Annotated in this window: 25 protein-coding genes and 2 tRNA genes; 12 read left to right on the top strand and 15 right to left on the bottom strand. The window is 67.5% G+C overall.

Annotated features, from left to right (window positions below; all coding sequences use genetic code 11):
• Positions 1 to 56: 56 nt before the first annotated feature.
• The 4 genes from ON40_RS08145 to ON40_RS08130 form a co-directional block, all read right to left on the bottom strand.
• Positions 57 to 1,472 (bottom strand): bifunctional glycosyltransferase family 2/GtrA family protein, encoded by a 1,416-nt coding sequence (locus tag ON40_RS08145; RefSeq protein ID WP_083895488.1) that lies wholly within the window; start codon positions 1,470 to 1,472, stop codon positions 57 to 59.
• 87 nt (positions 1,473 to 1,559) lie between these two features.
• Complete coding sequence (locus tag ON40_RS08140; RefSeq protein WP_444543722.1) at positions 1,560 to 2,978, bottom strand: sensor histidine kinase; 1,419 nt, start codon at positions 2,976 to 2,978, stop codon at positions 1,560 to 1,562.
• Between the two features lie 151 nt (positions 2,979 to 3,129).
• A complete protein-coding gene (locus tag ON40_RS08135; RefSeq protein WP_040820235.1) occupies positions 3,130 to 3,603 on the bottom strand; it encodes an NUDIX hydrolase in 474 nt (157 codons plus the stop codon).
• 42 nt (positions 3,604 to 3,645) lie between these two features.
• A complete protein-coding gene (locus tag ON40_RS08130; protein WP_051192838.1) occupies positions 3,646 to 4,149 on the bottom strand; it encodes a VOC family protein in 504 nt (167 codons plus the stop codon).
• Positions 4,150 to 4,172: 23 nt separating this feature from the next.
• Here ON40_RS08130 and ON40_RS08125 point away from each other — a divergent pair, with 23 nt between their 5' ends.
• On the top strand, positions 4,173 to 5,216 hold the full coding sequence (locus ON40_RS08125) for a patatin-like phospholipase family protein (protein WP_051192831.1): 1,044 nt from the start codon (positions 4,173 to 4,175) through the stop codon (positions 5,214 to 5,216).
• A 17-nt stretch (positions 5,217 to 5,233) separates the two neighbouring features.
• On the opposite strand, the gene ON40_RS08120 is transcribed toward ON40_RS08125, so the two are convergent.
• Positions 5,234 to 5,307 (bottom strand) — tRNA-Pro (locus ON40_RS08120).
• A 23-nt stretch (positions 5,308 to 5,330) separates the two neighbouring features.
• Positions 5,331 to 5,401: transfer RNA gene (locus ON40_RS08115), tRNA-Gly, on the bottom strand.
• Between the two features lie 502 nt (positions 5,402 to 5,903).
• Between ON40_RS08115 and ON40_RS08110 the strand changes: the two genes are divergently transcribed.
• Together ON40_RS08110 and ON40_RS08105 are read left to right on the top strand one after the other, a co-directional pair.
• The gene (locus ON40_RS08110) at positions 5,904 to 6,908 is read left to right on the top strand and encodes a GGDEF domain-containing protein (protein ID WP_040820357.1); all 1,005 of its coding nucleotides are present in this window, start codon (positions 5,904 to 5,906) and stop codon (positions 6,906 to 6,908) included.
• A 92-nt stretch (positions 6,909 to 7,000) separates the two neighbouring features.
• A complete protein-coding gene (locus ON40_RS08105; protein WP_085997672.1) occupies positions 7,001 to 7,801 on the top strand; it encodes a GA module-containing protein in 801 nt (266 codons plus the stop codon).
• A 24-nt stretch (positions 7,802 to 7,825) separates the two neighbouring features.
• On the opposite strand, the gene ON40_RS08100 is transcribed toward ON40_RS08105, so the two are convergent.
• Positions 7,826 to 8,506 (bottom strand): TetR/AcrR family transcriptional regulator, encoded by a 681-nt coding sequence (locus tag ON40_RS08100; RefSeq protein WP_040820231.1) that lies wholly within the window; start codon positions 8,504 to 8,506, stop codon positions 7,826 to 7,828.
• Between the two features lie 162 nt (positions 8,507 to 8,668).
• Between ON40_RS08100 and ON40_RS08095 the strand changes: the two genes are divergently transcribed.
• Entirely contained in the window at positions 8,669 to 8,899 is a 231-nt protein-coding gene (locus ON40_RS08095) for a helix-turn-helix domain-containing protein (RefSeq protein ID WP_040820228.1), read from the top strand.
• A gap of 34 nt (positions 8,900 to 8,933) precedes the next feature.
• Here the strand turns inward: ON40_RS08095 and ON40_RS08090 are convergent, their stop codons facing one another.
• Entirely contained in the window at positions 8,934 to 9,749 is an 816-nt protein-coding gene (locus ON40_RS08090) for an Fpg/Nei family DNA glycosylase (RefSeq protein ID WP_040820227.1), read from the bottom strand.
• Positions 9,750 to 9,856: 107 nt separating this feature from the next.
• Positions 9,857 to 10,330: a ribose-5-phosphate isomerase gene (locus tag ON40_RS08085; RefSeq protein WP_040820225.1), complete on the bottom strand. Its 474-nt coding sequence runs from the start codon at positions 10,328 to 10,330 to the stop codon at positions 9,857 to 9,859.
• 73 nt (positions 10,331 to 10,403) lie between these two features.
• On the opposite strand from ON40_RS08085, the gene ON40_RS08080 reads away from it, so the two are divergent.
• Positions 10,404 to 11,450 carry a M48 family metallopeptidase gene (locus tag ON40_RS08080; protein WP_040820221.1) on the top strand — a complete coding sequence of 349 codons (1,047 nt, stop codon included), beginning with the start codon at positions 10,404 to 10,406 and terminating at the stop codon, positions 11,448 to 11,450.
• Between the two features lie 61 nt (positions 11,451 to 11,511).
• On the opposite strand, the gene ON40_RS08075 is transcribed toward ON40_RS08080, so the two are convergent.
• Complete coding sequence (locus ON40_RS08075; protein ID WP_040820355.1) at positions 11,512 to 12,153, bottom strand: mycothiol-dependent nitroreductase Rv2466c family protein; 642 nt, start codon at positions 12,151 to 12,153, stop codon at positions 11,512 to 11,514.
• 157 nt (positions 12,154 to 12,310) lie between these two features.
• On the opposite strand from ON40_RS08075, the gene ON40_RS08070 reads away from it, so the two are divergent.
• The 4 genes from ON40_RS08070 (at position 12,311) to ON40_RS08055 (ending at position 16,137) form a co-directional block, all read left to right on the top strand.
• Complete coding sequence (locus ON40_RS08070) at positions 12,311 to 13,531, top strand: NAD(P)/FAD-dependent oxidoreductase (protein ID WP_040820219.1); 1,221 nt, start codon at positions 12,311 to 12,313, stop codon at positions 13,529 to 13,531.
• Positions 13,532 to 13,653: 122 nt separating this feature from the next.
• A complete protein-coding gene (locus ON40_RS08065; protein ID WP_174435014.1) occupies positions 13,654 to 14,055 on the top strand; it encodes a YciI family protein in 402 nt (133 codons plus the stop codon).
• Between the two features lie 149 nt (positions 14,056 to 14,204).
• Positions 14,205 to 15,419 (top strand): RNA polymerase sigma factor, encoded by a 1,215-nt coding sequence (locus ON40_RS08060; RefSeq protein ID WP_040820350.1) that lies wholly within the window; start codon positions 14,205 to 14,207, stop codon positions 15,417 to 15,419.
• A gap of 226 nt (positions 15,420 to 15,645) precedes the next feature.
• Positions 15,646 to 16,137, top strand: coding sequence for a Uma2 family endonuclease (locus ON40_RS08055; RefSeq protein WP_040820217.1), 492 nt, complete (start codon positions 15,646 to 15,648; stop codon positions 16,135 to 16,137).
• 113 nt (positions 16,138 to 16,250) lie between these two features.
• Here the strand turns inward: ON40_RS08055 and ON40_RS08050 are convergent, their stop codons facing one another.
• A complete protein-coding gene (locus tag ON40_RS08050; RefSeq protein WP_040820215.1) occupies positions 16,251 to 17,087 on the bottom strand; it encodes a phosphoribosylaminoimidazolesuccinocarboxamide synthase in 837 nt (278 codons plus the stop codon).
• A 310-nt stretch (positions 17,088 to 17,397) separates the two neighbouring features.
• Here ON40_RS08050 and pepN point away from each other — a divergent pair, with 310 nt between their 5' ends.
• The 3 genes from pepN to ON40_RS08035 all read left to right on the top strand — a co-directional run bounded on the left by pepN (position 17,398) and on the right by ON40_RS08035 (position 21,412).
• The gene (gene pepN / locus ON40_RS08045; protein ID WP_040820213.1) at positions 17,398 to 20,052 is read left to right on the top strand and encodes an aminopeptidase N; all 2,655 of its coding nucleotides are present in this window, start codon (positions 17,398 to 17,400) and stop codon (positions 20,050 to 20,052) included.
• A 132-nt stretch (positions 20,053 to 20,184) separates the two neighbouring features.
• On the top strand, positions 20,185 to 20,790 hold the full coding sequence (locus tag ON40_RS08040) for a ClpP family protease (protein ID WP_040820348.1): 606 nt from the start codon (positions 20,185 to 20,187) through the stop codon (positions 20,788 to 20,790).
• Positions 20,791 to 20,821: 31 nt separating this feature from the next.
• Entirely contained in the window at positions 20,822 to 21,412 is a 591-nt protein-coding gene (locus ON40_RS08035) for a ClpP family protease (protein ID WP_040820211.1), read from the top strand.
• A gap of 69 nt (positions 21,413 to 21,481) precedes the next feature.
• On the opposite strand, the gene ON40_RS08030 is transcribed toward ON40_RS08035, so the two are convergent.
• The 4 genes from ON40_RS08030 to ON40_RS55425 all read right to left on the bottom strand — a co-directional run bounded on the left by ON40_RS08030 (position 21,482) and on the right by ON40_RS55425 (position 23,833).
• A complete protein-coding gene (locus ON40_RS08030; protein WP_040820208.1) occupies positions 21,482 to 21,883 on the bottom strand; it encodes a helix-turn-helix domain-containing protein in 402 nt (133 codons plus the stop codon).
• A gap of 70 nt (positions 21,884 to 21,953) precedes the next feature.
• Positions 21,954 to 22,598 (bottom strand): TetR/AcrR family transcriptional regulator, encoded by a 645-nt coding sequence (locus ON40_RS08025; RefSeq protein WP_040820205.1) that lies wholly within the window; start codon positions 22,596 to 22,598, stop codon positions 21,954 to 21,956.
• Between the two features lie 21 nt (positions 22,599 to 22,619).
• Positions 22,620 to 22,823, bottom strand: coding sequence for a hypothetical protein (locus ON40_RS55430; RefSeq protein WP_051192830.1), 204 nt, complete (start codon positions 22,821 to 22,823; stop codon positions 22,620 to 22,622).
• The gene (locus tag ON40_RS55425; RefSeq protein WP_051192829.1) at positions 22,820 to 23,833 is read right to left on the bottom strand and encodes an acyl-CoA dehydrogenase family protein; all 1,014 of its coding nucleotides are present in this window, start codon (positions 23,831 to 23,833) and stop codon (positions 22,820 to 22,822) included. The genes ON40_RS55430 and ON40_RS55425 overlap by 4 nt, the downstream gene beginning before the upstream one ends.
• Between the last annotated feature and the right edge of the window lie 616 nt (positions 23,834 to 24,449).

Here is a 24,449-nt window from a genome sequence, read left to right as displayed (position 1 = left end):
ACGACTGTGGCCGGGATCCGACGGGATCCCGGCCACAGTGCTGACCGATCGGGTGACTAGTCGGCGCAGAGCCGCTCGCCCTGGGAGGCCAGCGCCATCTCGGCCGTGGCGGCCTGCGGGGCGGCCGGCTCGGCGGCGACCATCTCGCTCGCGACCTGCTCGTTGCGGATCGCGTCGGCGGGAACCGCGTTGCGAAACACCCAGCGCAGCGCGACGAAGCGGATCAGCGTGGCGACCAGATTCGCGACCACCAGCACGAACAACTGCAGGTGTACGGCCGACGCGGGAGCCCAGTGGTGCAGCGCGAACAGCGAACCACTGGTCAGGAACCAGGTGAACGCGAAGATCAGCAGACCCTGGACCTGGTGCGAAACGGCCTTGGTCGAGCCGCGCACACCGAATGTGAAGGCCCGATTGGCCGCGGTATTACCGACGGCGGTGATCAGCAAGGCCAGGAAGTTCGCCGCCTGCGCGCCGGCCAGCGGCTGCAACACCAGATACAGCAGCATGTAGGCCAGCGTCGAGACGACCCCGATGATGCCGAATCGCACCAGCTGCCCGACCATGCCCAGCGGCACACCGTCCATCAGCGGTTCGCGTCCGATGGCCGCGCGCAGCTCGTTCACCGGCAACGTCCCCTTGGCCAGGCCCTTGCTGACCCGCCAGACACCTTCCAGATCCTTGCGCGCGGTGTCCACGATGTTCACGCTGGAGTTCGGATCATCGATCCAGTCCACCGGAACCTCGTGAATCCGCAGTCCGGCGCGTTCGGCCAGGACCAGCAGCTCGGTATCGAAGAACCATTCGCCGTCCTGCACCAACGGCAGCAGCTTGCGCGCCACGTCGGTGCGCATGGCCTTGAAACCGCACTGCGCATCGGAGAACCGCGCCTGCAGCGACGCCTTCAGGATCAGGTTGTAGCAACGCGAGATGAATTCCCGCTTGGGCCCGCGCACCACGCGCGAGGACTTCGCCAGCCGCGTGCCGATCGCCAGATCCGAATGTCCGGACACCAGCGGTGCGACCAGCGGCAGCAGTCCGTTGAGGTCGGTGGACAGGTCGACGTCCATATAGGCGACGACCTGCGCGTCCGATGCCTCCCAGACCGCCCGCAGCGCCCGGCCGCGCCCCTTGCGGTCCAGATGCACCACCCGGACGCCGTCCAACTCGGCCGCGAGGTAGTTCGCGACATCGAGAGTGGCATCGGTGGACGCGTTGTCGGCGATGGTGATCCGCGCACTGAACGGGAACCCGTCGCTGAGAAATTCGTGCAGACGGCGCACGCAGACGCCGAGATCACGTTCCTCGTTGTAAACGGGAACAACCACATCCAGAACGGGCGCGGGCAGTGCCGCATCGTGGCGCTTCCGAGAGCCCTGCGTGGTTACGCAAGCTGCCTCCTCCGGGCTCACCGGGCGCGCCACCGCCGCGCCCCTGCGGTTCGAAGCGGTAACGGTCGAAGTCTCGGTCATGTCACCAAGATTCTCCGGTCAGCCTTGGTGAGCACTGGATCGGAGCTGCGAGATCGCTGGGAGCCCCGATTCGCCACCGGCCTGCGACTACTTCGGACGGGTACGCGGCAGCACGACGGTGAACGTCGCACCCTCGCCCGGCGCACTGTCCACCGCCACCGTGCCGCCGTGCGCGGCCACCAACGCCTGCACGATCGACAGACCCAGTCCGCTGCCGCCGCTGGCCCGCGCGCGCGAGGTGTCGGTGCGATAGAACCGCTCGAATACCCGCGCGGCCGCCTCGGGCGACAGCCCCGGGCCCTTGTCGCCGACCTCGAGCCGCACCGCATCCTCGCCGGGCGTCAGCCGCACCGTCACCGGCGTACCGGGCGGCGTGTGCGCCATCGCATTGCCGACCAGATTGGCCAGCACCTGACGCAGCCGCGCGGCGTCGCCGGGCACCTCCAGCGTGCCCGGACCGGACCGGATGTCCAGTGCCACAGGGTGATCCGGGCCGTCCTGCTTGGCGGCCATCGCCTGTGCACCGTGCACCACGTCACCGGCCAGCGCGAGCAGGTCCACCGGCACCGATTCCAGCGGACGCTGCGCGTCCATCCGGGCCAGCATCAGCAGATCCTCGACCAGCAGACCCATCCGCCCGGCCTCGGCCTCGATACGTTCGAGCACCAGCGCCGGATCCTGGCTCGCGCCCTGGCGATACAGTTCGGCGAATCCCCGGATGGTCGTCAACGGGGTGCGCAGTTCGTGACTGGCGTCGGCGACGAACTGCCGCATCTTGGCCTCCGAACGTCGCGCGGCCTCCTCCGACGCCTCGGTCGCGGTGACGCCGTGCTGGATCTGGGTGAGCATCACGTTGAGCGAACGAGCCAGGTGATCGACCTCGGTATCCACGTCACGCACCGGCACACGACGGCTCAGATCACCCCCGGCGATCGCAGCCGCGGTCTCCTCCACCTGACTCAGCGGGCGCAGACTGCGCCGCACCACCAGATAGCCGCCCGCGCCGAGCAGAACCAGCGCACCCACGCTGGTGGCGATCTCGAATCCGATCAGTTTGGAGACGGTGTCGACGTTGTCGGTGAGCGGCAGACCGATGATGGTGGACCCATGTGTGTTGGTGGTCACCAGAACTCGCCAGTCGGTGTCCGAACCGTCCGAGGAAGGGACCGTCACCGGAGTGTGCGCTGTGAGCCCCGACAGTTTCGGCATCGAGGAGGTCTTGTCGGGCTGAATGCGATACAGCTCACCCTCCGGACCGCGACGCAGCTCGAAGAAGCGGTGCGGTTGGTCGGCCGAGCCGAGTTTGGGCGGCGGGGCGGTCGCATCGGCGGGAACCCACGTCATCTCGCCCTCGCCGGTGCTGATCAGCTTCATCGGTGTGGGCCGAGCCCAGGTGTGCGCCGCGTCGAACAACTGCTCGTCGGTGCGATCGGTCAGGGATTTCGACAAGGCGGAGGTCACCGCGAATCCGGAGGCGGCCAACACGACTCCGGCCAGGCTCACCATGGCGACGACCAGCACGATACGCAGCGGGACCGCCGATACTCGACGCCCCAGCATTGCGCGGGTGCGCCGGAATACAGTGGTCACCGACCTATCTCTACCGAGCGAAGCTGGGAGCTTCCTGCATGCCGACTGGGCATTTCCTACGGGCGCGTCAGCGGGCCGCGAGATGTTCGGCGAGGCGGTCCAAGTAGGGACGCTGACCCACGCCGAGTTTCTCGTGTGCGGTGGCGGTATCGAACCATTCGGCGCGATCGATCTCCGGGAACTGCTGCATCCGGCCCGACCGCGGCGGCCACTCCATCTCGAACCTGCCCGGATTCACCTGCGCGGTATCGAGATTCGCCTCGACCGCCCAGACGGTGACCTCCTTCTTGCTGCGGCCGCTGCCGTACCGGACCTCGCCGAGTTCTACCCATTCCCCGTCGGGCACCGGCAGTCCCAGTTCCTCGGTGAACTCCCGGCGCGCCGCTGCCTGCGCGGCCTCGGTTTCCGGATCGTATTCGCCCTTGGGAATCGACCAGGCCTTCAGATCCTTGCGCGCCCACAGCGGCCCGCCCATGTGCCCGAGCAGCACTTCGATCCCCGAGGTACGGCGGAACAGCAGGACTCCGGCGCTGAATTTCATGTTCGGAGTCTATATTTCATGCTCAGGTCGCTGCCTGGATGCTCAGGATTCCTGGCGGATCCGCTCGAACATCCTGCGCATATTCGGACCGATCTCGGCGATCTCCACGAACGGCACCCCCGCCGCCGCCCCGTCGAGATAGGCGAAGCGCATCTCACCGAACATATCGCCCTGCTGCACGATCTCGATGCCCTGTGCGGACGCGGCCGCCACCGCCGCATCGAAATCCGTCGGCTCGGAACAGATGTGATGCAATCCGGGGCCGGACCGGTCGAGGAATTCGGAGTAGATCGACACCCCGCGCACCGGCTGGATCAGCTCCAATTGCACCGCACCGCGGTAGGACAGCCCGATGTGCGCGGTGAAATCCGCGGGTTCACCACGGTACGAACAGGTTTCGGGACCGAAGTGCACATCCGGCATGCGGGTCCAGGCCCGCACACCGAAGCAGGCGCTCAGAAATCGTTCGGTCGCGGCGATATCGGTCACCACCCAGGCAACCTGCGTGATCGCCTCGCCACCCGGCGCATTGTCGAAGTCGGCCACGCCGACCACCCTACGATGAGGTGATGGCCGGACCGAAGCGAGTGATCCTCGCCCTGGGCAGCGGTGGCGCCCGGGGGTACGCGCACGTGGGCGTCATCCGGGAGTTGCAGGCACGCGGGTTCGAGATCGCCGGTGTGGCCGGATCCTCGATGGGCGCCTTGGTGGGCGGTGTGTTCGCTGCCGGGAAACTGGAGGACTACGCGGACTGGGCGACCACGTTGAATCAGCTCGAGGTGGTGCGCCTGCTCGATCCGTCGTTCTCCGAGCCGGGGGCGATCCGCGCGGCGAAGATCCTGGGCCGCATCCGGGAGATCCTGGGCGACACCGTCATCGAGGAACTCCCGATCCCCTACACTGCCGTCGCGACCGATCTGACCAGCGGCCGCTCGGTGTGGTTCCAGCACGGTCCGGTCGAGACCGCCATCCGCGCGTCCATCGCGATCCCCGGGGTCATCTCACCCCTGGTGATCGGCGACCGGGTGCTGGCCGACGGCGGCATCCTCGACCCGCTGCCGGTGGTCCCGACCCTGGCCATCCAGGACGCCGACATCACCATCGGCGTCAGCCTGACCGGCAACGATCCGATTCCCGAAACCCCACGCGACGCGGCCGCTCCCAAGGAACCCGGCGCGATCGACGAATGGGTGGACCGCATCCGCCGCGGCGCCGCCCAGATGACCTCGACCATCATCGGCCGCTTCGGCGGAACTCCGCAGATCATCGGCGAACCGCATCACCGAGTCGCCGAAACCTCCCCCGCCGCCCCGAGACTGGGCCGCGTCGACCTGCTCAACCGTTCCCTCGACGTCATGCAAGCCGCCCTGACCCGCCACCAACTCGCCGCCCAACCCCCGGACCTGCTGATCGAAATACCCCGCTCGATCTGCCGCACCCTGGACTTCCACCGTGCCGCGGACGTCATCGCGGGAGGCCGTGAAATCACCGCCGCGGCATTGGATGCGGCGGGTTTGTGGGGACCGACGGCGGAAGCACCGACACCGCAGCATCAACCGGAGATGGCGACACCCGAACGGGGAGCGGAGTCCGATGCGACCGGATCTCGTTGAACAACAAGAAATTACAGTCGGGATGACAGGATTTGAACCTGCGACCCTCCGCTCCCAAAGCGGATGCGCTACCAAGCTGCGCTACATCCCGGAGGGGTCACAGCGGACCGCCAGAGCGGGTGACGGGAATCGAACCCGCACCATCAGCTTGGAAGGCTGAGGTTCTACCATTGAACTACACCCGCAGGCACACGACACCGACGGGATCGCCTCGATGTCGTCTGCGCCTGAGACTGTACCGAACCTCACTTCGGAAATGCCAATCGCCCTGCCGGGCGCGCTGACGCGCCGCCGATATCGGCCCGCGTGGGACGGTCGCGAGGTGAACGCGCCCAAAGCGAGCGAGACACATGTCACATCAAGATTCGCCGAGGTAGGTCGGGCTGTTTCGGCGCGTCGCGGACGACACGCTGGGGGCGGCTGTAACGCCGCAGCTCTCGCCGCGATGACCTACGCGTTGCCATTCGCCGAATTCCGGAAGAGGTTGGAAAACAGCATTTTTCGGAGTCGGGTGGCTTGCTAGGATCCTTTTTGCCGGACGGGGGTATCTGGAAAGGGGGCGGTGAGCATGCACCGAGTTCGGTGGAGCGGACCGCATAGCAGTAGGCACGACCCGGAGGGTTTCGGTCCGGAGAGCACAGTCGGCGCGCCCGGCGCGCCCCGTGACGTCTGTACGGGGTGAGCGCCATGCTCGCCGACATCGATCCGGTGACCGCCGCCGCGGTCACCACGACGTCCCGGTACTGGGTCTCCGCGGTCTATCCCAGCAGTGGGCTCACGGTGCAGCCCGAACATCTCCAGCGGGTGTTCGCCTCGCTCATCAACGAACTGCTCGATCTGGCGCGTTCGGAGCCGTTCCCGGTCCGGCCGGCCCGCGGCATCGGGCGACGGCTGGCCGAGGCGCCGTTCGATCGCACCCGCATGCTCGCTCCCGCCAGTCGCGCCCTGCTCGGCTTCGCGCCGGGATATCCCGGTTCGCTCGTGGCCACCCGCTGGCCACTCGTGGCCAGTCATGCCATCGAGAGCTACGCCGAGGCGCTGCAGCAGCAGGCCCTCGCGCAGCAGGAGGCCAATCTCGAGGAGCGGGTCTCGGTCCGGGTCCAGGAGATCGCTGAGCTGCACCACCAACTCCGGCACGAGGCCACCCACGACGCACTCACCGATCTGGCCAACCGCTCGCTGTTGCAGGAACGGGTGCGCCTGATGGCCGCGGACCGTTCGCGCGGCGTCGGCCTGCTGCTGATCGACGTGGACGACTTCAAGCAGATCAACGACGGATACGGGCACAGCGTCGGAGACGAAGTGCTGGTGGAGATTTCGCGTCGACTGCGCATCACCTGTCCGCAGGACACGGTGGTCTGCCGGTACGGCGGCGACGAATTCGTGCTCGCGCTCTCGGCCCGGCGCAACACCCTCGGCGAGGTGGCCATGCGCGTGCTGGCCGCGTTGAACGATCCGGTTCCCACCGCCTCGGGCCCGGTTCCGGTGTCGGCGAGTGTCGGCACCGCGTACTGCCCGCCCGGACGGGCCTGTGATTTCTCCGACCTGCTGCGCAGCGCCGACCGAGCCATGTATTCGGCGAAAACCGCAGGTAAGCGGCGATTCGCGGTGTCCGAGCCGGAGGACGAGGAGTCCGAACCGGGCACGCCCATCCTCGCGGAACTGCCCTACGACGTGGCCGTCGCCGGATAACAGCAACCGGGCGGCAATCGAATCCGCGTACGCTGGACGACGTGGTGATACTCCTGGTCATCCTGGTCGTCGTCCTCGCGGTCTTCCTGGTGATGAACTTCGCCGGTCGCAATACCGCCCGCGGTCATCAAGCGACCCAGCTCGCCGACGCCAAGGCCGACGCCCGTCGGCTGATCGAGCGTCTCGGCGGGCAGGTCTACAACCTCACGGGCACCGATCAGGCATCCAAACAAGCTCTCGCCGATGCCGGTGAGCGGCTCAACGCCGCCGGATCGCAGATCGAGCAGGCGACCACCGTCGCCCAGGCCCACCTGGCGAAGGAGACCGCCGTGGAAGGGCTCTACTACGTGCGGGCCGCGCGGACCGCGATGGAGCTGGATCCGGGCCCGCCGATTCCCGAACTCGACGGGCAGCGCTCCGCGGGGCGGGTCTCGGAGGATCGCACGGTCGACTTCGACGGCCGCAGCGTCCAGGCCTCGCCCATACCGTCGGCGCGGACGCCGAACTACTATCCGGGCGGCCGCGTCGCCGGACGACCGGTCCCGGCCGGGTGGTACTCCGAACCGTGGTGGAAGACCGCGCTGGTGGCCGGAGCCTGGGGCGTGGGCTCGGTCCTGCTGTTCGACACCCTCTTCCACGGCATGTCGGGTGTGGGGTACGACGCCGCCGGATTCGAGGGCGGCTACGGCTCGGGCTACGACGACGGCTTCGCCGCCGGACAGGACTTTCAGGGCGGTTACGACCAATCCGGTTACGACAATGGCGGATTCGACCAGGGCGGCTACGACCAAGGTGGTTACGACCAGGGCGGCGGATTCGACGGCAGCGGCTGGGACGGTGGCGGATTCGACGGCGGCGATTGGGGCGGCGGCGGATTCGACGGCAGCTTCTGAGCGCGTTCGCCCGAAGCCCGTCGACTACTTTCCCGCGGGGAGCCGCCCCGGCGAGGACGACCGCGCCCGCGCGAGTTCGGTGATCGCGCTCGTCGCGTGCCGGTCGAATCTGTCGCGGGAGATGTCCAGCGCACCGTCGAGCCAGGGCCGGTACAGGAAGGCCAGCGCACCGAAGATGGCGTGCGCGTTGAGCCGGATATCGACCTCGTCCGGCGGATTCCTCTTCCGCTCGCCGCCGGCCAGACTCATCGCGATCGGCGCGGTGAATTCGACGATGAGCTGATTGCCTCGTTCACCCAGCGCCATGGTCGCCTGGGACTCCACGAACATGATCCGGCCGCGTCGCGGGTCCTCGTCCATGTAGTCGGTGAAACGGGTCACCACATGCGCGAAAACCTTGTCCGGCTGGGGCGGGGCGTCGGCCAGCGCGGTGAGCAGCCGATCGCGGGCACCGAGCACGACCTCGTCCAGGATGGCCAGTTGCAGCGCGTCCAGATTCGTGAAGCTCTCGTAGAAATACCGCTCGGTCAGGCCCGCCGCGCGACAGACCGCGCGCATCGACATCTCCGCTGCCCCGATGGTCCCCATCAGCTCCAGTCCGGCGTCGAGCAGCTGCCGACGTCGGGTGGCGATGCGGTCGGCGGGATCCTGTCCCCGCCAACGCCGTGACTCGCCCTTGCCGGGCTCCTCGGTGGCGTTCGGCATGTGTGTCCTCTCACAACAATTTCACCGGGCAGATGTTGACATCACACGCTGTTGACAGCAGCTGATGTCGATAATTACCCTGGTAAGTGTAACCCGCGCGATTCCAGTGAATTCAGGGCTCTGCCTACATCTTTCGGAATTCGATCATTTCGAGGAGAAGCCATGAGGTTCGGCCAGGCAGCACAGTCGGTGGTGCTGAGCATCCTGCGTCCCGGCGGGCTGCTGTCGGCGGTGCAGATCCAGCGCCAGGCACAGCTCACCGGATGGAGCACTCGGAATGCACTAGCGCGCTTACAGGCCCGTGGTCTGATCGTCGCCATCCCCTACAAGGGTTGCTGGCAGATCAGCGAACGCGGCCGGGCGCTGGCTCTCACCACCCGGGCCCCGCACTGATCGAATCGCCCGCAGGCGACGTGATTGCGTCCTGTCAGCTGGGCTGACAGGACGGGCACCAGAACAGATTCCGGCCGTCCAGCACCGAATGCAGGACGGTCGAACCGCACAGGCGACAGGGATCTCCGGCCCGGCGATAGACGTAGGTGCGAGGCTTCCCCTCGGTGTATGACGGTGCGCCGTGGTCGTGTTCGCGGCGTACGACGACGATCTTGCCGCGCCGCACCCCGACCCGCATCAGCTCGACCAGATCGGCCCACAGCTCGTCCCATTCGGCCGGGCTCAGCTCACGGCCCGGCCGATGCGGTGAAATCCCGTGGCGGAAAAGCAATTCCGCGCGATAGACGTTGCCGACTCCGGCCAGCACCTTCTGATCCATCAGCAACGCACCCAGCGGACGAGCCGAACGTCGGATGCGATCCCGGGCCGGCGAGGGATCGGCGTTGCGGCGCAACGGATCCGGACCCAGTCGCGCGGTCAGCGCCGCGACCTCCGGCTGGTGCAGCACCTCGCAGGCGGTCGGGCCGCGCAGATCCGCGCCGTACAGCTGCGCATCGGCGCGACCGGCACCGACCATCCGCATTCGCACCTGTCCCACCGGATCACCCGGTGGCCCGGCCGATTCGGTGAAGGTCCCGTACAAGCCGAGGTGCACATGCACGGCCACGCCCGAATCATAGTGGTGCAGTAGATGTTTCCCCCAGGCCTCGGCGCGCACGAGCGTCCGGCCGTCCACCAGCGCGGCCCCCTCGGCGAAGCGGCCCTGCGGACTGGACACCCGCACCACTCCCCCGGCGAACCGCTGATGATGCAGCTTCGCCAGCCGATGCAGCGTATGCCCCTCCGGCATGACCCGTCCTCACCTCATCCTTGCCCCGCGACCGATGACACTCACCACAGACGACCACACCCCGTCGAGCTCCGTGGACGGGGTGCGATCGACTCCTGGTGGTGCGATCAGCCGGCGGAGACCTCCGGCGCCTTCCCCGTCTTCTCGTACTCGGAGATGATATCGATGCGACGCTGGTGCCGCGGCTCGTCCGACCACGGGGTGGCCAGGAAGGCGTCGACGATCGCCAGCGCCTCGGGCAGCGGGTGCATCCGGCCGCCGATACCCATCAGCTGAGCGTTGTTGTGCTGGCGGGCCAGCTGCGCGGTCTCCACACTCCAGGCCAGGGCGCAGCGCGCGCCGGGCACCTTGTTCGCGGCGATCTGCTCGCCGTTTCCGCTACCGCCCAGCACGATGCCGAGGCTGCCCTCGTCGGCGACCACGCGCCGCGCGGCATCGATGCAGAAGGCCGGGTAGTCGTCGGCGGCATCGTATTCGTGTGCGCCGCAGTCGACCACTTCGTGTCCGGCCTGCTTCAGGTGATCTCTGATGTGATTCTTCAGCTCGAAGCCGGCATGGTCGGCACCCAGGTATACGCGCATGGCAGCGATTGTGTCAGGCCCCTCGCACCGCTCCGACGCGGGGCCGACGGCGGATTTCTATAGAGTTCAGGCCATGCAGCCCGAGGACCAACTGCCGCCGCCACCACCGCAGCAACCACCGGGCTGGAATCCGGTCACCGGCATGTCCGGCTGGGATCCACGCCTGGGTCCGCCCGGCTGGTCCCCGCAGACGCCGTACACGCCGCCGCAGCCGCCGATGGTGCAGCAGGCCCGGGGACTGTCGCCGTACGGCATGCCCGCGCGGCACAGCTGGGAGATCCCGATGCTGATCGTCGTGATCGCGGTGACCGTGCTCGCCTATGTCGTGACCCTGATGCTGGTGCTGCTCGGCGTGATCAACGACTACACGCTGGCATTCCTGGCCGCGCCGATCCTGCTGTGGTTCGGCCGCGGCGCGAATTACGCGATGCAGCGGGTCAACGCGGTGCAGATGTCGCCGACCCAGTTCCCCGAGGGCTACCGGATGGTGGTCGAGGCGGCCGCGCGCTACGGCATGCCCACCGTGCCCGACGCCTACGTGGTGCTGGGCAACGGTCAGATCAACGCCTTCGCCTCCGGGCACGGTTTCCGCCGCTTCGTCTGCGTGTACAGCGATATGTTCGAGGTCGGCGGCCAGGCCCGCGACCCCGACGCGCTCGCGTTCATCATCGGCCACGAGGTCGGCCACATCGCCGCCGGACACACCTCGTACTGGCGCAATCTCGGCATGTTCCTGGCGCCGTTCCTGCCGATCCTGGGCAACGCGCTGATCCGCACCCAGGAGTACACCGCGGACAATCACGGCTACTGCAATCGGCACATGGGCGCACCCGGCGCGATGCGCGTGCTGGCCGCCGGAAAGTATCTGAACTCGCTGGTCGACATCAACGAGATGGCGGATCGGGCCCCGCGGGAGAAGGGTTTCTTCATCTGGGTGGCCAACGCGATGTCCTCGCATCCCGTACTGACCTGGCGGATCTGGGCACTGCGCGACCGCAGCCGCCACGGCAGGCTGTTCCTGCGGCCCAGCGCACCGGATCCGGTGCAGCACAACGGTGCTCAGCTGCCCGGCTATCCGCCGCCGGGGCACTACACCGAGATTCCGAGCAACGTCCGCTGATCGCCCGGAATCCGCCGACGATCGCTGGGGCGCACCGGATCACGGTGCGCCCCAGGGTGATTCAGTCGAATTCCGGACCTTCGGTCCGGGTCCGCTTGAGTTCGAAGAAGTGCGGGTAGGAGGCCAGGGCCACCGCGCCGTCCCAGACCTTCCCGGCCTCCTCGCCGCGCGGGATGCGGGAGATCACCGGGCCGAAGAAGGCCACGTCGTTGATGTGGATGGTGGGGGTGCCCACGTCGGGGCCGACCTTGTCCATCCCGGCGTGATGGCTCTCGCGCAGCGCCTCGTCGTAGTCGGTGCTGGTGGCGGCCTCCGCCAGTTCCGCGGGCAGCCCGACCTCGGCGAGAGACTCCGCGACAACCAGGGCGAACGTCTCGGCGCGGTCCTCGCGCTCGTACTCGTCCTTGCGGTTGTGGATGCGGGTGCCCATCGCGGTGTAGAGCGGGGCGAGCACCTCGTCACCGTGCTTCTGTGCGGCGGCGATGGCCACGCGCACCGGTCCCCAGGCGGACTTCATCAGTTCCACATACCGTTCGGGCAGGCCCTCACGTCCCTCGTTGAGCACCGCCAGGCTCATCACGTGGAATCGCGCCTCGATATCGCGGACCTTCTCCACCTCCAGAATCCAGCGGGAGGTGATCCAGCACCACGGGCACAGCGGATCGAACCAGAAGTCCACCCGGTCCTTGGCGCCGGTCGTCACATCGGTCACGTCGCAGTCCTCTCGAAAGTTCGGGGCGGTGGTGCACTCCCACCGTCAATTCTGATCAACCACGGAAAGTTCCGGATATTTCCCGACCGTGTCGGCGGGCCGCAGTAGGGTCGGAGACGACCTGGTCACCGTCGCACGGAGGGTTCGCATGAGCACAGATTCCAGGTTCGTCATCGTCGGCGGCGGGCTCGCCGCGGCAAAGATCGCCGAGAATTTGCGTGCCGGCGATTTCACCGGTGCGCTGACCCTGATCGCCGCGGAGGATCATCTGCCGTACGAGCGGCCGCCGCTGTCCAAGGAACATCTGCTGGGCAAGCAGGCGCTGGCCGATTTCACGGTACAACCCGCGCAGTGGTACAGCGATCACGATGTCGCGGTGATGCTGGGCACCACCGTTGCCGGAATCGATCGTGCGTCGAAAACCGTTGCGCTGCCGGATGGTTCGACCCTGCCCTACGACAAGCTCGCCCTGGCCACCGGATCGCGCCCGCGTCGGCTGCCGCTCGCCGGGGCCGACGCCCAGGGCGTCTACCACCTACGGACCATCGAGGATTCCGATGCGCTGATCGAGTTGTTCGACTCGGCCCGGCGGCTGGCGGTGATCGGCGCGGGCTGGATCGGCCTGGAGGTCACCGCGGCCGCCCGCGCGGCGAACGTCGAGGTGACGATCCTGGAGACCGCGTCGGTTCCGCTGCGTGCCGCACTCGGCCCGGAAATGGGTCAGGTGTTCGCCGATCTGCATCGCGCGCACGGAGTGGATCTGCGCTGCGGGGTCCGGGTCACCGAGATCGTCACCGATCAGGGTCGCGCCACCGGAGTCCGGCTCGACGACGACACCGTCTTCGAGGCCGATGCGGTGCTCGTCGCCGTGGGTGCGCGGCCCAATACCGATCTGGCCGCCGATGCCGGACTCGCCGTCGAGGGCGGGGTCCTGGTCGACGAATCCCTGGCCACGAGCGATCCGGATATCGTCGCCGTCGGCGATATCGCCGATCAGCAGCATCCGGTGCTGGGCCGGCGGATTCGGGTGGAGCACTGGGCCACCGCACTCAATCAGCCCACGGTGGCGGCGCAGACCATGCTGGGCACTCCGGCGGTCTACGACCGGGTTCCGTACTTCTTCACCGATCAGTACGACCTCGGCATGGAGTACACCGGCTACGTCGGCCCGGACCAGGAAACCACCCTCGTGGTGCGCGGCGACACCGCAGCCCGCGAATTCGTCGCCTTCTGGTTGGACTCCCGCGATCGGGTGCTGGCCGGGATGAACGTCAACGTCTGGGATGTCACCGACCGCATCAAGGAACTCATCCGGACCGGCGATCCGGTCGATCGTCGGCGTCTGGCCGACACCTCCACGACGTTGTGATGCAAGTCACTACGCCGATGCGATAATTCTTCGCCCCCAGCTCCGACCTCACAGCAGACAACCGATGCGGACCGTATGCCTGCCGAAGCGGAGCAGCGGCCGACGAAACACAGGAGCCGACCGTGAAATACATGCTGCTGAAGACCTATGCGCCCGCCGAATACTGCGACACCCCGATCACCGAGTGGACGCCACAGGAGATCGCCGCGCACATCGAGTTCCAGCGGATGCTGGGCGAACAGCTGCGCGACTCCGGTGAACTCGTCGACGCCCAGGGCCTGGCCTATCCGGATCAGGCGCAGGTGGTCAGCTCCGACGGCCGCTCGGCGCCGGTGGTGACCGACGGACCGTTCCCCGAGACCAAGGAATTCCTGGCCGGATACTGGATCGTCGACGTCGACACCCCCGACCGCGCCATCGAGATCGCCGCGCAGGCCTCGGCCGCTCCCGGTCCGGGCGGCAAACCCATCGGCGAACGCATCGAGGTCCGTCAGGTCATGGACGCCCCCGCCGCCGACTCGTGATCGAATCATTCTCCGCCGCGACGGAATCCGAGAGTCCACCGGTCGACAGCAGTCCACCGGACCGTGATGTGACCGAACAGGCGGAGGCACCGGCCCCGCATGCCGATACGGCCACCGGATCGGGTCGTACCGGAGCGGGTGAGCGGGACATGGAGATCGCTTACCTGCTCCGAGAGGTGGCGCCGACGGTGCTCGGGGTGCTGGCGCGGCGGTTCGGGGACTTCGACGCCGCCGAGGATGCGGTGCAGGAGGCGATGCTGGCGGCCACGATGCAGTGGCCCCGGACGGGTCTGCCGGACAATCCCCGGGCCTGGTTGATCCAGGTCGCGCAGCGCCGGATGGCCGATGCGGTCCGGTCCGACATCGCCCGGCGCAACCGCGAGGTCACCGCCGCGACGCGAGAGGTGCAGCCGCCCAGCGATATCGAGCCCGCACGCGAGGACACGCTCACCCTGTTGCTGCTGTGCTGCCATCCCGCGCTGTCACCCGCGAGCGCGATCGCATTGACCCTGCGCGCGGTGGGCGGCCTCACCACCGAGGAGATCGCCCACGCTTTCCTGATTCCGGAACCAACGATGGCGCAACGGATTTCGCGGGCGAAGAAACGTCTCGCGACGCTGGAACGCCCGTTCGCCTCCTCGGAGCGAACCGAGACCGCCGCATGGGCCGATCGGCGCGACTCGGTCCTGCACGTGCTGTACCTGATGTTCACCGAGGGCCACACCGCCTCCGCGGGCGCAGCCGTGCACCGCGCCGACCTGGCCGCCGAGGCGATCCGGCTGACCCGAATCGCCCAGCGCCTGCGCCCCGACGACCCCGAGGTCACCGCCCTGCTGGCCCTGATGCTGCTCACCGACGCCCGCCGCGCGGCCCGCACCGGTCCCGGCGGGGAACTCGTCCCCCTCCCCGAACAGGACCGGACCCGCTGGAACCGCACCCAGCTCACCGAGGGCATCCGCCTGGCCACCACGGCCATCACCACCGGCCTCGACGGCCCCTATCGCCTGCAAGCCGCGATCGCGGCCCTGCACGCCCAGGCCCGCCGAGCCGAGGACACCGACTGGCCCCGAATCCTGTTGCTGTACACCAAATTGGCAGCGCTCACCCCGAACCCCATGATCACCCTGAACCGCGCGGTGGCCACGGCCATGGTGCACGGCCCCGCCGCAGCCCTGGCCCTGACCACCGACCTGGAACCCGCCCTGTCGACCAGTCACCGCCTCGACGCAGTCCGAGGCCACCTCCACGAAATGGCAGGTGACCGCCCCGAGGCCATCGCCTGCTACACCGCCGCGGCCCGCCGCACCACCAGCACCCCCGAACGTGACTACCTACTCCTGCGCGCCGCCCAACTCCGGCAATAACGTTGCGCCGAAACCTTTTTCAACACACCCGAACCACCGGCGAGTCCGCGCGGCGATCAAGCCGATGGCACGGAACTCCGCACCCGTCCGGCGGCCGAACCCTGGAATGATTCCGTGATCGCCGCCGAGGCAGGACCCGGCATCGACGCCACCCAGGTCGGAGGCGAGTTCCGGTAAGCTCCCGATGGGGAGGTCATCGCAAGCGACATCAGGAGTTCGAACGAGTTTGCATGATGAGCTGGTCGAGCTCGCAGCGGGAATGGATGTGCCCGAAGGGTTCCGGGCCGACGCACAGGGGGAGGTAATCATCGTGTCGCCGCAACGGCCCGAGCGCTGGCGGATCATCTCCGATATCGACTTCTGCATCCGGCTGAATGCCCCGAACCTTCGCACCACCTCCGATGTCAAGATCCCAGGAACCGGCGAGCATGACAAAGCACCCGACTTCGGCCTTTTCTACAAGAACGCCGAGTTGCACGCCTCGAAAGCACTCGCCTTCGTCGAAGTCGTCTCGCAGAGCAGCCAGGAAACCGACTACGTGGACAAGACACGCATCTACGCCTCGGCCGGAGTTCCCGAGTATTTGATCGTCGACCAGGAGCGTGCTGTGTGGACGTTGAACACCACACCGACCGCCGACGGCTATCGGACCACCATCACCAAACCGATCGAGACTCCGGTCGAAATCGCAGGCGTGCAGGTCGAACTCGACCGATAAGCAACACCGACGGGAATCGATCCCGCGGGTGCTGTATCCGATCGTCACCGAAGGCCCGTCGGGAGGTCTCGCCGCCCCCAGATTGCCCCCTGTGACTGTCGCCCCTAGGTCGATCAGGCGACGGGCGAGGTCCAGGTTTTTCCGGTGATGAGTTCGTACGCTTCCTGGTACTTCTTGCGGGTGGCGGCGACGATGTCGTCCGGGATCTCCGGGCCCGGGTACTCCTTGTTCCAGCCGGTGGAGGTGGACCAGTCACGGACGAACTGTTTGTCGAAGGAGGGCTGGGGACGGCCGGGCTGCCACGTAGCGGCGGGCCAGTAGCGTGAGGAGTCCGAGGTGAGGACCTCGTCACCGAGGGTGAGAACGTCTGCGTCCCAGCCGAATTCGACCTTCGTATCGGCGATGATCACACCGCGTTCGGCGGCGTGGGCCGCGCCGCGCGAGTAGATCTCCAGGGTCAGCTCGCGCAGGCGCTCGGCCACCTCGCGGCCCTCCCGGGCGACGACGTCGTCGAAGGTGATCGGCTCGTCGTGCCCCACCGCGGCCTTGGTGCTCGGGGTGAAGATCGGCTCGGGCAGCCGATCGCCCTCGCGCAGGCCCGGCGGCAGCGCGATGCCCGAGACCGAACCGGTGCTCTGGTACTCCTTCAGGCCCGAGCCCGACAGGTAGCCGCGGGCAATGCATTCCACCTGTACCATCTTCAACGGTTTCACCCGGACCGCGCGTCCGGCGAACTCCGCGGGCACATCCGTCGTCGAGAGCACGTGATTGGGGATGCCGGACAGGTGGTCGAACCACCAGTTCGACAGCTGGGTCAGCAGCGCGCCCTTGTCGGGGATCGGCGTCGGCAACACCACGTCGTAGACCGAGACCCGGTCCGAGGCGACCAGGATCAGCGAATCGCCGTCCTCGTACAGATCGCGCACCTTACCCGCGTGGATGTGCTTCAACTGTCCTCCTCGTATGCGCGCCGGTGATACACCCGATGGCCGACCATGCGCGCTCGGCACCGAGCGGCGCGGACGTCGCACAGCCTACCGAGGCGCACACCGTCGCCGGTCGCGGGCATGTGCACACCCCGCTCTCCCGCGACGTGGCATTCTGGGCAACGTTGCATTCGCACCCGTGCACGACAGGTGATCCCGGTCGGCGGCGCGGGCTGTGGACCGCACGACGCACCGAGCCGACGGTGCTGCCCGCTCCACGGACCGGAGCGAGCGGACTGTCCGGCACAGTTCTCCGACCAGCGAAGGAGTCTCCTTGTCCGCACCGAACCTCACCCGTGAGCAGGCGATCGCACGGGCCGCGACGATCACCGTGGAGAACTATCGCGTCGAACTCGATCTGACGGGTGAGCCGACCGCTGTGTCGGATGGCGGCACTCGCGGGCCCTCCGTGGTTACGCAAGCTGCCGCCTCCGGGCCTGACGCGAGTGCCGCGGGCACGGGCGAGACGTTCTTCTCCCGGTCCACCGTCACGTTCACCGCGCAGCCCGGGGCGGAGACGTTCGTCGACTTCGTCGGCGCCGGTGTGCGGTCCGCGGTGCTCAACGGCGCCCCGGTCGAGATCGGCGAGTACGACGAATCCGCGGGAATCACGCTGACCGGCCTGGCCGAGCACAACGAACTCGTCGTCGAGGCCGACGCCGAATATTCGCACACCGGTGAGGGTCTGCATCGGTTCGTCGACCCCACCGACGACAAGGTCTACCTGTACTCGCAGTTCGAAACCGCCGATGCCAAGCGGATGTTCGCCTGCTTCGACCAGCCCGACCTGAAGGCCACCTACGACATCACCGTCACCGCGCCGCAGGACTGGGAGGTCATCTCCAACGGAGCGACGACCGATACCCAGCAGACCGGCGAGGTGGTGCGGCACACCTTCGCGACCACGCCGAAGATGAGCACCTACCTGGTGGCGCTGATCGCCGGTCCGTACGCGAAATGGACCGACACCTACACCGACGATCACGGCAACATCCCGCTCGGCATCTACTGCCGCGCCTCGCTGGCCGAGCACATGGACGCCGAGCGGCTGTTCACCGAGACCAAGCAGGGCTTCGGCTTCTACCACGCCAATTTCGGTGTGCCGTATGCCTTCGGCAAGTACGACCAGCTGTTCGTACCCGAATTCAACGCCGGCGCAATGGAGAACGCGGGCGCGGTCACCTTCCTCGAGGATTACGTGTTCCGCTCCAAGGTGACTCGCGCCTCCTACGAGCGCCGCTGCGAGACCGTGCTGCACGAGATGGCGCACATGTGGTTCGGTGACCTGGTCACCATGAAGTGGTGGGACGACCTGTGGCTGAACGAGTCGTTCGCGACCTTCGCCTCGGTGCTGTGCCAGACCTCGGCGACCGAATACACCAGCGCCTGGACCACATTCGCGAACGTGGAGAAGTCCTGGGCGTACCGGCAGGACCAGTTGCCCTCCACCCATCCGATCGCCGCGGACATCCCGGATCTGGCCGCGGTCGAGGTCAACTTCGACGGAATCACCTATGCCAAGGGCGCTTCGGTACTCAAGCAGTTGGTCGCCTACGTCGGCCGGGAACCGTTCCTGGCCGGACTGCGGGACTACTTCACCGACCACGCCTACGGCAACGCCACCTTCGACGATCTGGTAGGCGCGCTCGAAAAGTCCTCGGGCCGTGACCTTTCCGGCTGGGGTGCGCAGTGGCTCAAGACCACCGGACTGAACATCCTGCGCCCGGAGTTCGAGGTGGCCGACGGCAAGTTCACCTCCTTCACGGTGGTGCAGGAAGGCGCAGCGCCGGGCGCGGGTGAGCACCGGGTGCATCGGCTGGCCATCGGCGTCTACGACGATCAGAATGGAAAGCTGGTGCGCACCAAGCGCATCGAACTCGACGTCGACGCTGCCGAGCGCACCGACGTACCGGAACTGGTCGGCGTGGAACGCGGCAAGCTGGTGCTGATCAACGACGACGATCTCACCTACTGCTCGGTGCGGCTGGACCCGGAGTCCCTGGAGACGGTCACCGCCCGCATCGCCGATATCGCCGAATCACTGCCGCGCACGCTGTGCTGGTCGGCGGCGTGGGAGATGACCCGGCAGGCCGAGATGCGGGCCCGCGACTTCGTCGCGCTGATTCGCCGCGGCGTCGGCGCGGAGTCGGAAATCGGTGTGGTGCAACGTCTTCTGATGCAGGCGAACACCGCGCTGAGCAGCTACGCCGATCCGGAGTGGGCCGCCGCAACCGGCTGGCCGGAATTCGCCGACCGGCTGCTGGAGCTGGCGCGCGCCGCCGAGGCCGGATCGGACCACCAGCTCGCCTTCGTCAACGCACTCACCGTCGCGCGGTTGTCCCCGGCACACACCGGGGTGCTGCACGCGCTGCTGTCCGGCGATCCGGCGGATGCGGGCCTGCCGGGTCTGGCGGTCGACACCGATCTGCGCTGGCGAATCGTGCAGGCGTTGGCCGCATCCGGCGTCATCGATGCCGAGGGCGTCGAAACACCGGTCATCGACGCCGAATTGGATCGTGATCCCACCGCCGCGGGTCGGCGTCAGGCCGCATCCGCCGCGACCGCGCGTCCGCAGGCCGCGGTCAAGCAGAGCGCCTGGGATTCGGTGCTGACCGATGATTCGCTGCCGAACATCACCACCCGCGCGATCGTGGGTGGTTTCGCACCGAACGGACAGGCCGAACTGCTCGCCCCCTACGTGGAGCGCTACTTCGCCGAGATCCCCGCGGTGTGGGAGCGGCGTTCCAGCGAGGTCGCACAGACCGTCGTGGTCGGGCTCTACCCGCACTGGGCGATCGCCGACGAGGCCGTCGCCGTGGCCGACAAGTTCCTCGCCGGCGACCATCCTCCGGCCCTGCGCCGCCTGGTCGTCGAGGGCAAGGCGGGGATCGAACGTTCCTTGCGTGCAAGGGCTTTCGACGCACACTGAGTGATCCGAGCGACGGCCCCTTCCCGGCGAGTGCATCGTCGAGAGGGGGCCGTCCCGTATTCGCTGCTGTGAGCAGATCCGCCCTGGGCAGCGTTGGGCGATTTCGTGGTGATCGCCCGGCACTGTGGAGACATGGCTCAGGACGACAAAACTCCGATGTTCGGATGGCGGATGCGCGAACAGCTGTTCGGCCGCCGCATTCTGGTACTCGACGGTCCGCTGGACGACGACAACGGAACCGTGTTGATGACGCAACTGCTCACCCTCGCCGCGGAGGATCCGGGCGCACCCGTCTCCCTGTGGATCCACTCCCCCGGCGGCTCGGTGCCCTCGATGCTCGCGATCCGCGACACCATGCGGCTCATCCCGTGTGAGGTGTCCACGCTGGCCCTCGGATTGGCTTGCAGCGCAGGACAATTCCTGCTCTCGGCGGGCAGCCCCGGGCGACGTCTCGCGCTGCCGCACGCCCGGATCCTGATGCATCAGGGCTCGTCCGGGATCGGCGGCACCGCCGGTGAGGTCGAGGTGCAGGCCGACGATCTGCGGCACACGGTGAACACGGTGCTCGGCATCATCGCCGAGGACACCGGACAACCCTTCGACCGCATCTACGAGGATTCGCTGCACGACCGCTGGTTCACCGCCGAACAGGCCAGGGATTACGGCTTCGTCGACCGGATCGTCGACTCCTTCGACCAGGTGATCCCGCAGCGCCCACGGGTGGGGATCAACGCGTGACCGGCCGGACCACGACCAGCGAGGTGCACTCATGACCAGCTACACGATTCCGAACGTCATCGCCCAGCATCCGCGCGGCGAGCGGATCATGGACGTCTACTCCCATCTGCTCACCGAGCGCATCGTCTACCTGGGCACCCCGATCGATGCGGGAGTTGCCAACGCGCTCATCGCACAACTGCTGCACCTGGACGCGGACAGTCCCGGACAGGACATCAACCTCTACATCAACTGCGAGGGCGGCGATCTGCCCGCCATGCTCGCGGTGTACGACACCATGCAGTACATCCGCTCACCCGTCGCGACGACCTGCGTCGGCCAGGCCATCGCGGTCGGCGCGGTGCTCCTCGCGGGCGGTGCGAGCGGACGTCGCTCGATGCTGCCGCACGGCCGGGTCGTCCTGCATCAGCCCGCCACCCGCGGCCAGGGCGCCATCCCCGACCTGATTCTCCAGGCCGACGAACTGGTCCGGATGCGCGCCGAAATCGAATCCATCCTGTCCCGCCACACCGGCCAGAACGTCGAAACGCTCCGTCACGACACCGACCGCGACCGTGTCTTCACGGCGCACTCCGCCGTCGACTACGGCCTGGTCGACCAAATCCTCGACCCCGTCGCCTGACCGGCGTCCCCGGACGGCGCGCCGGGGACGCCGCAGCAGTTCTCGAAACCCATTGCTACGGGCCGACGTTCACGCCGCCAGGGCATACATCGTCGGGCCCGAGGTGCGACGGCGTGCGCCCGAGGTCGTGAATGCCGTGCGGCGCTGCTGATGTAGATCACGCACGACCTGTTCGGTGAGGCCGATCAGGGTGAGACCGAGGGCGCCGGCCAGCGCGGCGATCATCTCGCTGGAGGGATCCTTGCGCCCGCGCTCGACCTCGGACAGATACTGCGGCGAAACCCCTGCGCGCCCGGCGGTTTCGACCAGCGTCTCGCCCTGTTCGGTGCGCAGCGTCCGCAGCCTTCGACCGAGCGCCTCCCGCCACAGCGGCTCGCCGGTCTGCTGCGGCGGTGCGGGTCGAGCCGCATCCGGCGCGGGTCGTTCGTCCCGTCCGCCGGGGATCGCATGAAGTCGCGGATGCTGGGCCATGTGCCGAGCCTACGATCACCCCGCCCGCGGCACGGGCCGATTCTGCTCACAGCAGATATCGGCCCGCGCATCACCCGCGGCTGCGACCGGACGTGGTCAGATAGGCGATCGCCATATCGGAGGTCTCCTCGGTCCAGCGCGGCCAGGAGATGCCGTCCGGGACGGTCTGCACGGTCAGCATGCGGTGAATGCACCCACCGAGGACGACGCGAAAGACCGTCGTCAACGCCGTCACGGCGTCCGCACGCCGCACCTGCGCAACGTGCGGACTCGCGGCGTCCAGGAACAGGCGCTGCATGACCGACACCGCGCGCCCGGTGCGTTCCTCCTTCGCCTCGCCCCCCTTGCCGCTCAGCAGATACGGGAACACATCGGTCCCCGCCGACAGTCCGCGGACGGTGGCTCCGACGAACGCGTCGACGACCCCTTCGAGCCCGGCGTCCACGTCGGCCAGCGCCGCGGACAGCTCCTGCTCCAGGTTGTCGATCAGCCGGTCCTTCACCGCGTTGAGCAACTCTTCGCGGCCCGCGAACCGGCGATACACCGCACCGACCGACACACCGGCCCGTTCCGCGACGCTCGCCATGGTGAACGCATCGGAGCCTTCGGTTCGCAGGAGTGCCTCGGCGGCCGCCAGCACCTTGCGCTGCGCCTCCCGGCTCCGCTCCTGCTGCGGGGGACGCGGACCCGCGGCACCCGAACCCTCGGCGCTCATGGCATGGAGGCTACCCGGGCGCTACACCCGCAAGCGCGCGACCATCGGCGGCTCGGCCCCGGTCAGGTGGTAGTCGCCGACCCAGACCTCCTTGGCATCGGTCGGGTCGTGCAGCGAGAAGGTCCGGGCGTTGCGCCAGAAGCGGTCGAAGCGGTACCGGTTCGACGCGCTGCGTGCCCCCGTGAGATCGAAGATGCCCGAGGTGACCTCCAGCGCGGCCTTCACACACACGCGACCTTGACCGCGAACGACTCGATGGTCAACGCTGGATCCTCCTCGCCCGCGGACACCTGCGCCGCGGTGCGGAGCAGATACGCACGCGCGGCCCCCAGGGTCGACACGTACTCCCCGATCCGTCGACGCACCAGGGGATCCTTTGTCGCGGAGTCGAATTCGTCCGGCAGCGTCGATCGGTCCAGCTTCCTGACATGGTCCAGCGCCGCGTCCAGTGCGCCGTATCCGGGCCCGAGCATGATCGCGGAATGCATCAGGAACAAAGCCGACAGCACCGCCCCGGACATGCCCTGCCGCGGAAAGTGATAGCCGTCGGGCACGAAGACGTCGTCGTATTCGATGGTCTGACTGTGCGTACCGCGCTGGCCCATCATGTCCCACTCGTGGGTGCACGTCACACCCTCGCCGTCCAGCGGAACCAGCGCGTGATAACTCATCGGCTGGTCGTCCTCCGCCATCCGCAGTCCCACGTTGGCCCAGCCGCCACCGCCGCTGTTGGTGTTGAACGTCTTCACCCCGCTGATCCGGATCCCGCCCGGCACCACGCGCCCCAGAACCGGACGCGCGGAACCGGTTTCGGCGTTCGAGGCGACGAACCGGATCCCCTCCTGCGTGATCAGGCGAGCCATCTCGGCCTTCGTCGATTCGGGCAGGCCGCTGTCCGGGCCGAAGATCTCGATGGTCACCAGCGTCTGCACCGTGTAGTTCATCCCGGCGGCCGAATCACCCGCACACAGATCCAGCACGATCTCGGCGAAGTCCTCCGTCAGCACCGTTGGATCACCCCCCGTGATCCCGCCGTACCGCGACGACAGATGGAACTCGTACAACCCCGCTTCCCAGATCCGCCGCATACTCTCCGCCGAGTCGGCGTTCGCGGCATCGGCCGCAGCCGCACTCTCCGGCAGCTCCCGCCGAAGCCCGCGCGCCCGCTCCTTCAGCTCCGCCACCCGTCCCGCCCACTCGGACGGACGCACTTCGAACTCTTCCCGGACCGTCATCCCGGCCCTCCAATCACTACGATATGAGAATCATCATTCCGGTTTCCCCAAGTCTGCCGACGGAACCGACCCGGTCAACCGATTGCCCTCAAAATGCCTGAAACCAAGCAAGTTTCGTGAATACTCAGCATTGACCACATGAGCAAATCATGACCGCAGGTATAATCATCGGAACATACATTCACATTCCCTCGCTCAGGAATGAAGCGGCAGATACCCGGCTACCCCGAATCGAGGATCCCGCCCCACCACCCGCTCCGACTCAGCCCAAAGCTGATGAACCCAGGCCCATGAAAAACAACAGCCGCAAGCACAACCCCCTACCTGGCTGAACGTTGGAAGGAAGGGTGCTTCAATGCCGCCACCCTGGCGGGCGAACTACGCGAGCGCGGCTATCGAGGCAGCGAACGCCAGGTCCGCCGCCTGCTGCACACTTGGCGCGAAAGCAGCACACCGCCGACCGCTACCCCGATCACGACACCCGAGCCCCGGCAGGTCACGGGAGCGCGGCCGGGACTCGCAGGCCGCGCTCATTCCTGAACGCCCGGTGATATGCCGTACTCCGCTGGTGGAGAGCGGGTTTCTGGCATCACGGCCGTGGGTTGAGGCTTAAAGT

It is taken from the genome of Nocardia jiangxiensis NBRC 101359, assembly GCF_000308615.1.
Lineage (GTDB): Bacteria > Actinomycetota > Actinomycetes > Mycobacteriales > Mycobacteriaceae > Nocardia > Nocardia jiangxiensis.
This window is presented reverse-complemented; position numbering and strand designations above follow the sequence as displayed.

Excerpts from the sequence above, each read along its gene's own strand:
- ON40_RS08090 (WP_040820227.1), bottom strand. The coding sequence starts at position 9,749 with ATGCCGGAGGGGCATACGCTGCATCGGCTGGCGAAGCTGCATCATCAG.
- ON40_RS08095 (WP_040820228.1), top strand. The coding sequence starts at position 8,669 with ATGAGGTTCGGCCAGGCAGCACAGTCGGTGGTGCTGAGCATCCTGCGT.
- ON40_RS08080 (WP_040820221.1), top strand. The coding sequence starts at position 10,404 with ATGCAGCCCGAGGACCAACTGCCGCCGCCACCACCGCAGCAACCACCG.
- ON40_RS08135 (WP_040820235.1), bottom strand. The coding sequence starts at position 3,603 with ATGAAATTCAGCGCCGGAGTCCTGCTGTTCCGCCGTACCTCGGGGATC.
- ON40_RS55425 (WP_051192829.1), bottom strand. The coding sequence starts at position 23,833 with ATGACGGTCCGGGAAGAGTTCGAAGTGCGTCCGTCCGAGTGGGCGGGA.
- ON40_RS08100 (WP_040820231.1), bottom strand. The coding sequence starts at position 8,506 with ATGCCGAACGCCACCGAGGAGCCCGGCAAGGGCGAGTCACGGCGTTGG.
- ON40_RS08110 (WP_040820357.1), top strand. The coding sequence starts at position 5,904 with ATGCTCGCCGACATCGATCCGGTGACCGCCGCCGCGGTCACCACGACG.
- ON40_RS08085 (WP_040820225.1), bottom strand. The coding sequence starts at position 10,330 with ATGCGCGTATACCTGGGTGCCGACCATGCCGGCTTCGAGCTGAAGAAT.
- ON40_RS08140 (WP_444543722.1), bottom strand. The coding sequence starts at position 2,978 with ATGGTGAGCCTGGCCGGAGTCGTGTTGGCCGCCTCCGGATTCGCGGTG.
- ON40_RS08125 (WP_051192831.1), top strand. The coding sequence starts at position 4,173 with ATGGCCGGACCGAAGCGAGTGATCCTCGCCCTGGGCAGCGGTGGCGCC.
- ON40_RS08040 (WP_040820348.1), top strand. The coding sequence starts at position 20,185 with ATGGCTCAGGACGACAAAACTCCGATGTTCGGATGGCGGATGCGCGAA.
- ON40_RS08030 (WP_040820208.1), bottom strand. The coding sequence starts at position 21,883 with ATGGCCCAGCATCCGCGACTTCATGCGATCCCCGGCGGACGGGACGAA.
- ON40_RS08145 (WP_083895488.1), bottom strand. The coding sequence starts at position 1,472 with ATGACCGAGACTTCGACCGTTACCGCTTCGAACCGCAGGGGCGCGGCG.
- ON40_RS08025 (WP_040820205.1), bottom strand. The coding sequence starts at position 22,598 with ATGAGCGCCGAGGGTTCGGGTGCCGCGGGTCCGCGTCCCCCGCAGCAG.
- ON40_RS08070 (WP_040820219.1), top strand. The coding sequence starts at position 12,311 with ATGAGCACAGATTCCAGGTTCGTCATCGTCGGCGGCGGGCTCGCCGCG.
- ON40_RS08035 (WP_040820211.1), top strand. The coding sequence starts at position 20,822 with ATGACCAGCTACACGATTCCGAACGTCATCGCCCAGCATCCGCGCGGC.
- ON40_RS08105 (WP_085997672.1), top strand. The coding sequence starts at position 7,001 with ATGAACTTCGCCGGTCGCAATACCGCCCGCGGTCATCAAGCGACCCAG.
- ON40_RS08060 (WP_040820350.1), top strand. The coding sequence starts at position 14,205 with ATGGAGATCGCTTACCTGCTCCGAGAGGTGGCGCCGACGGTGCTCGGG.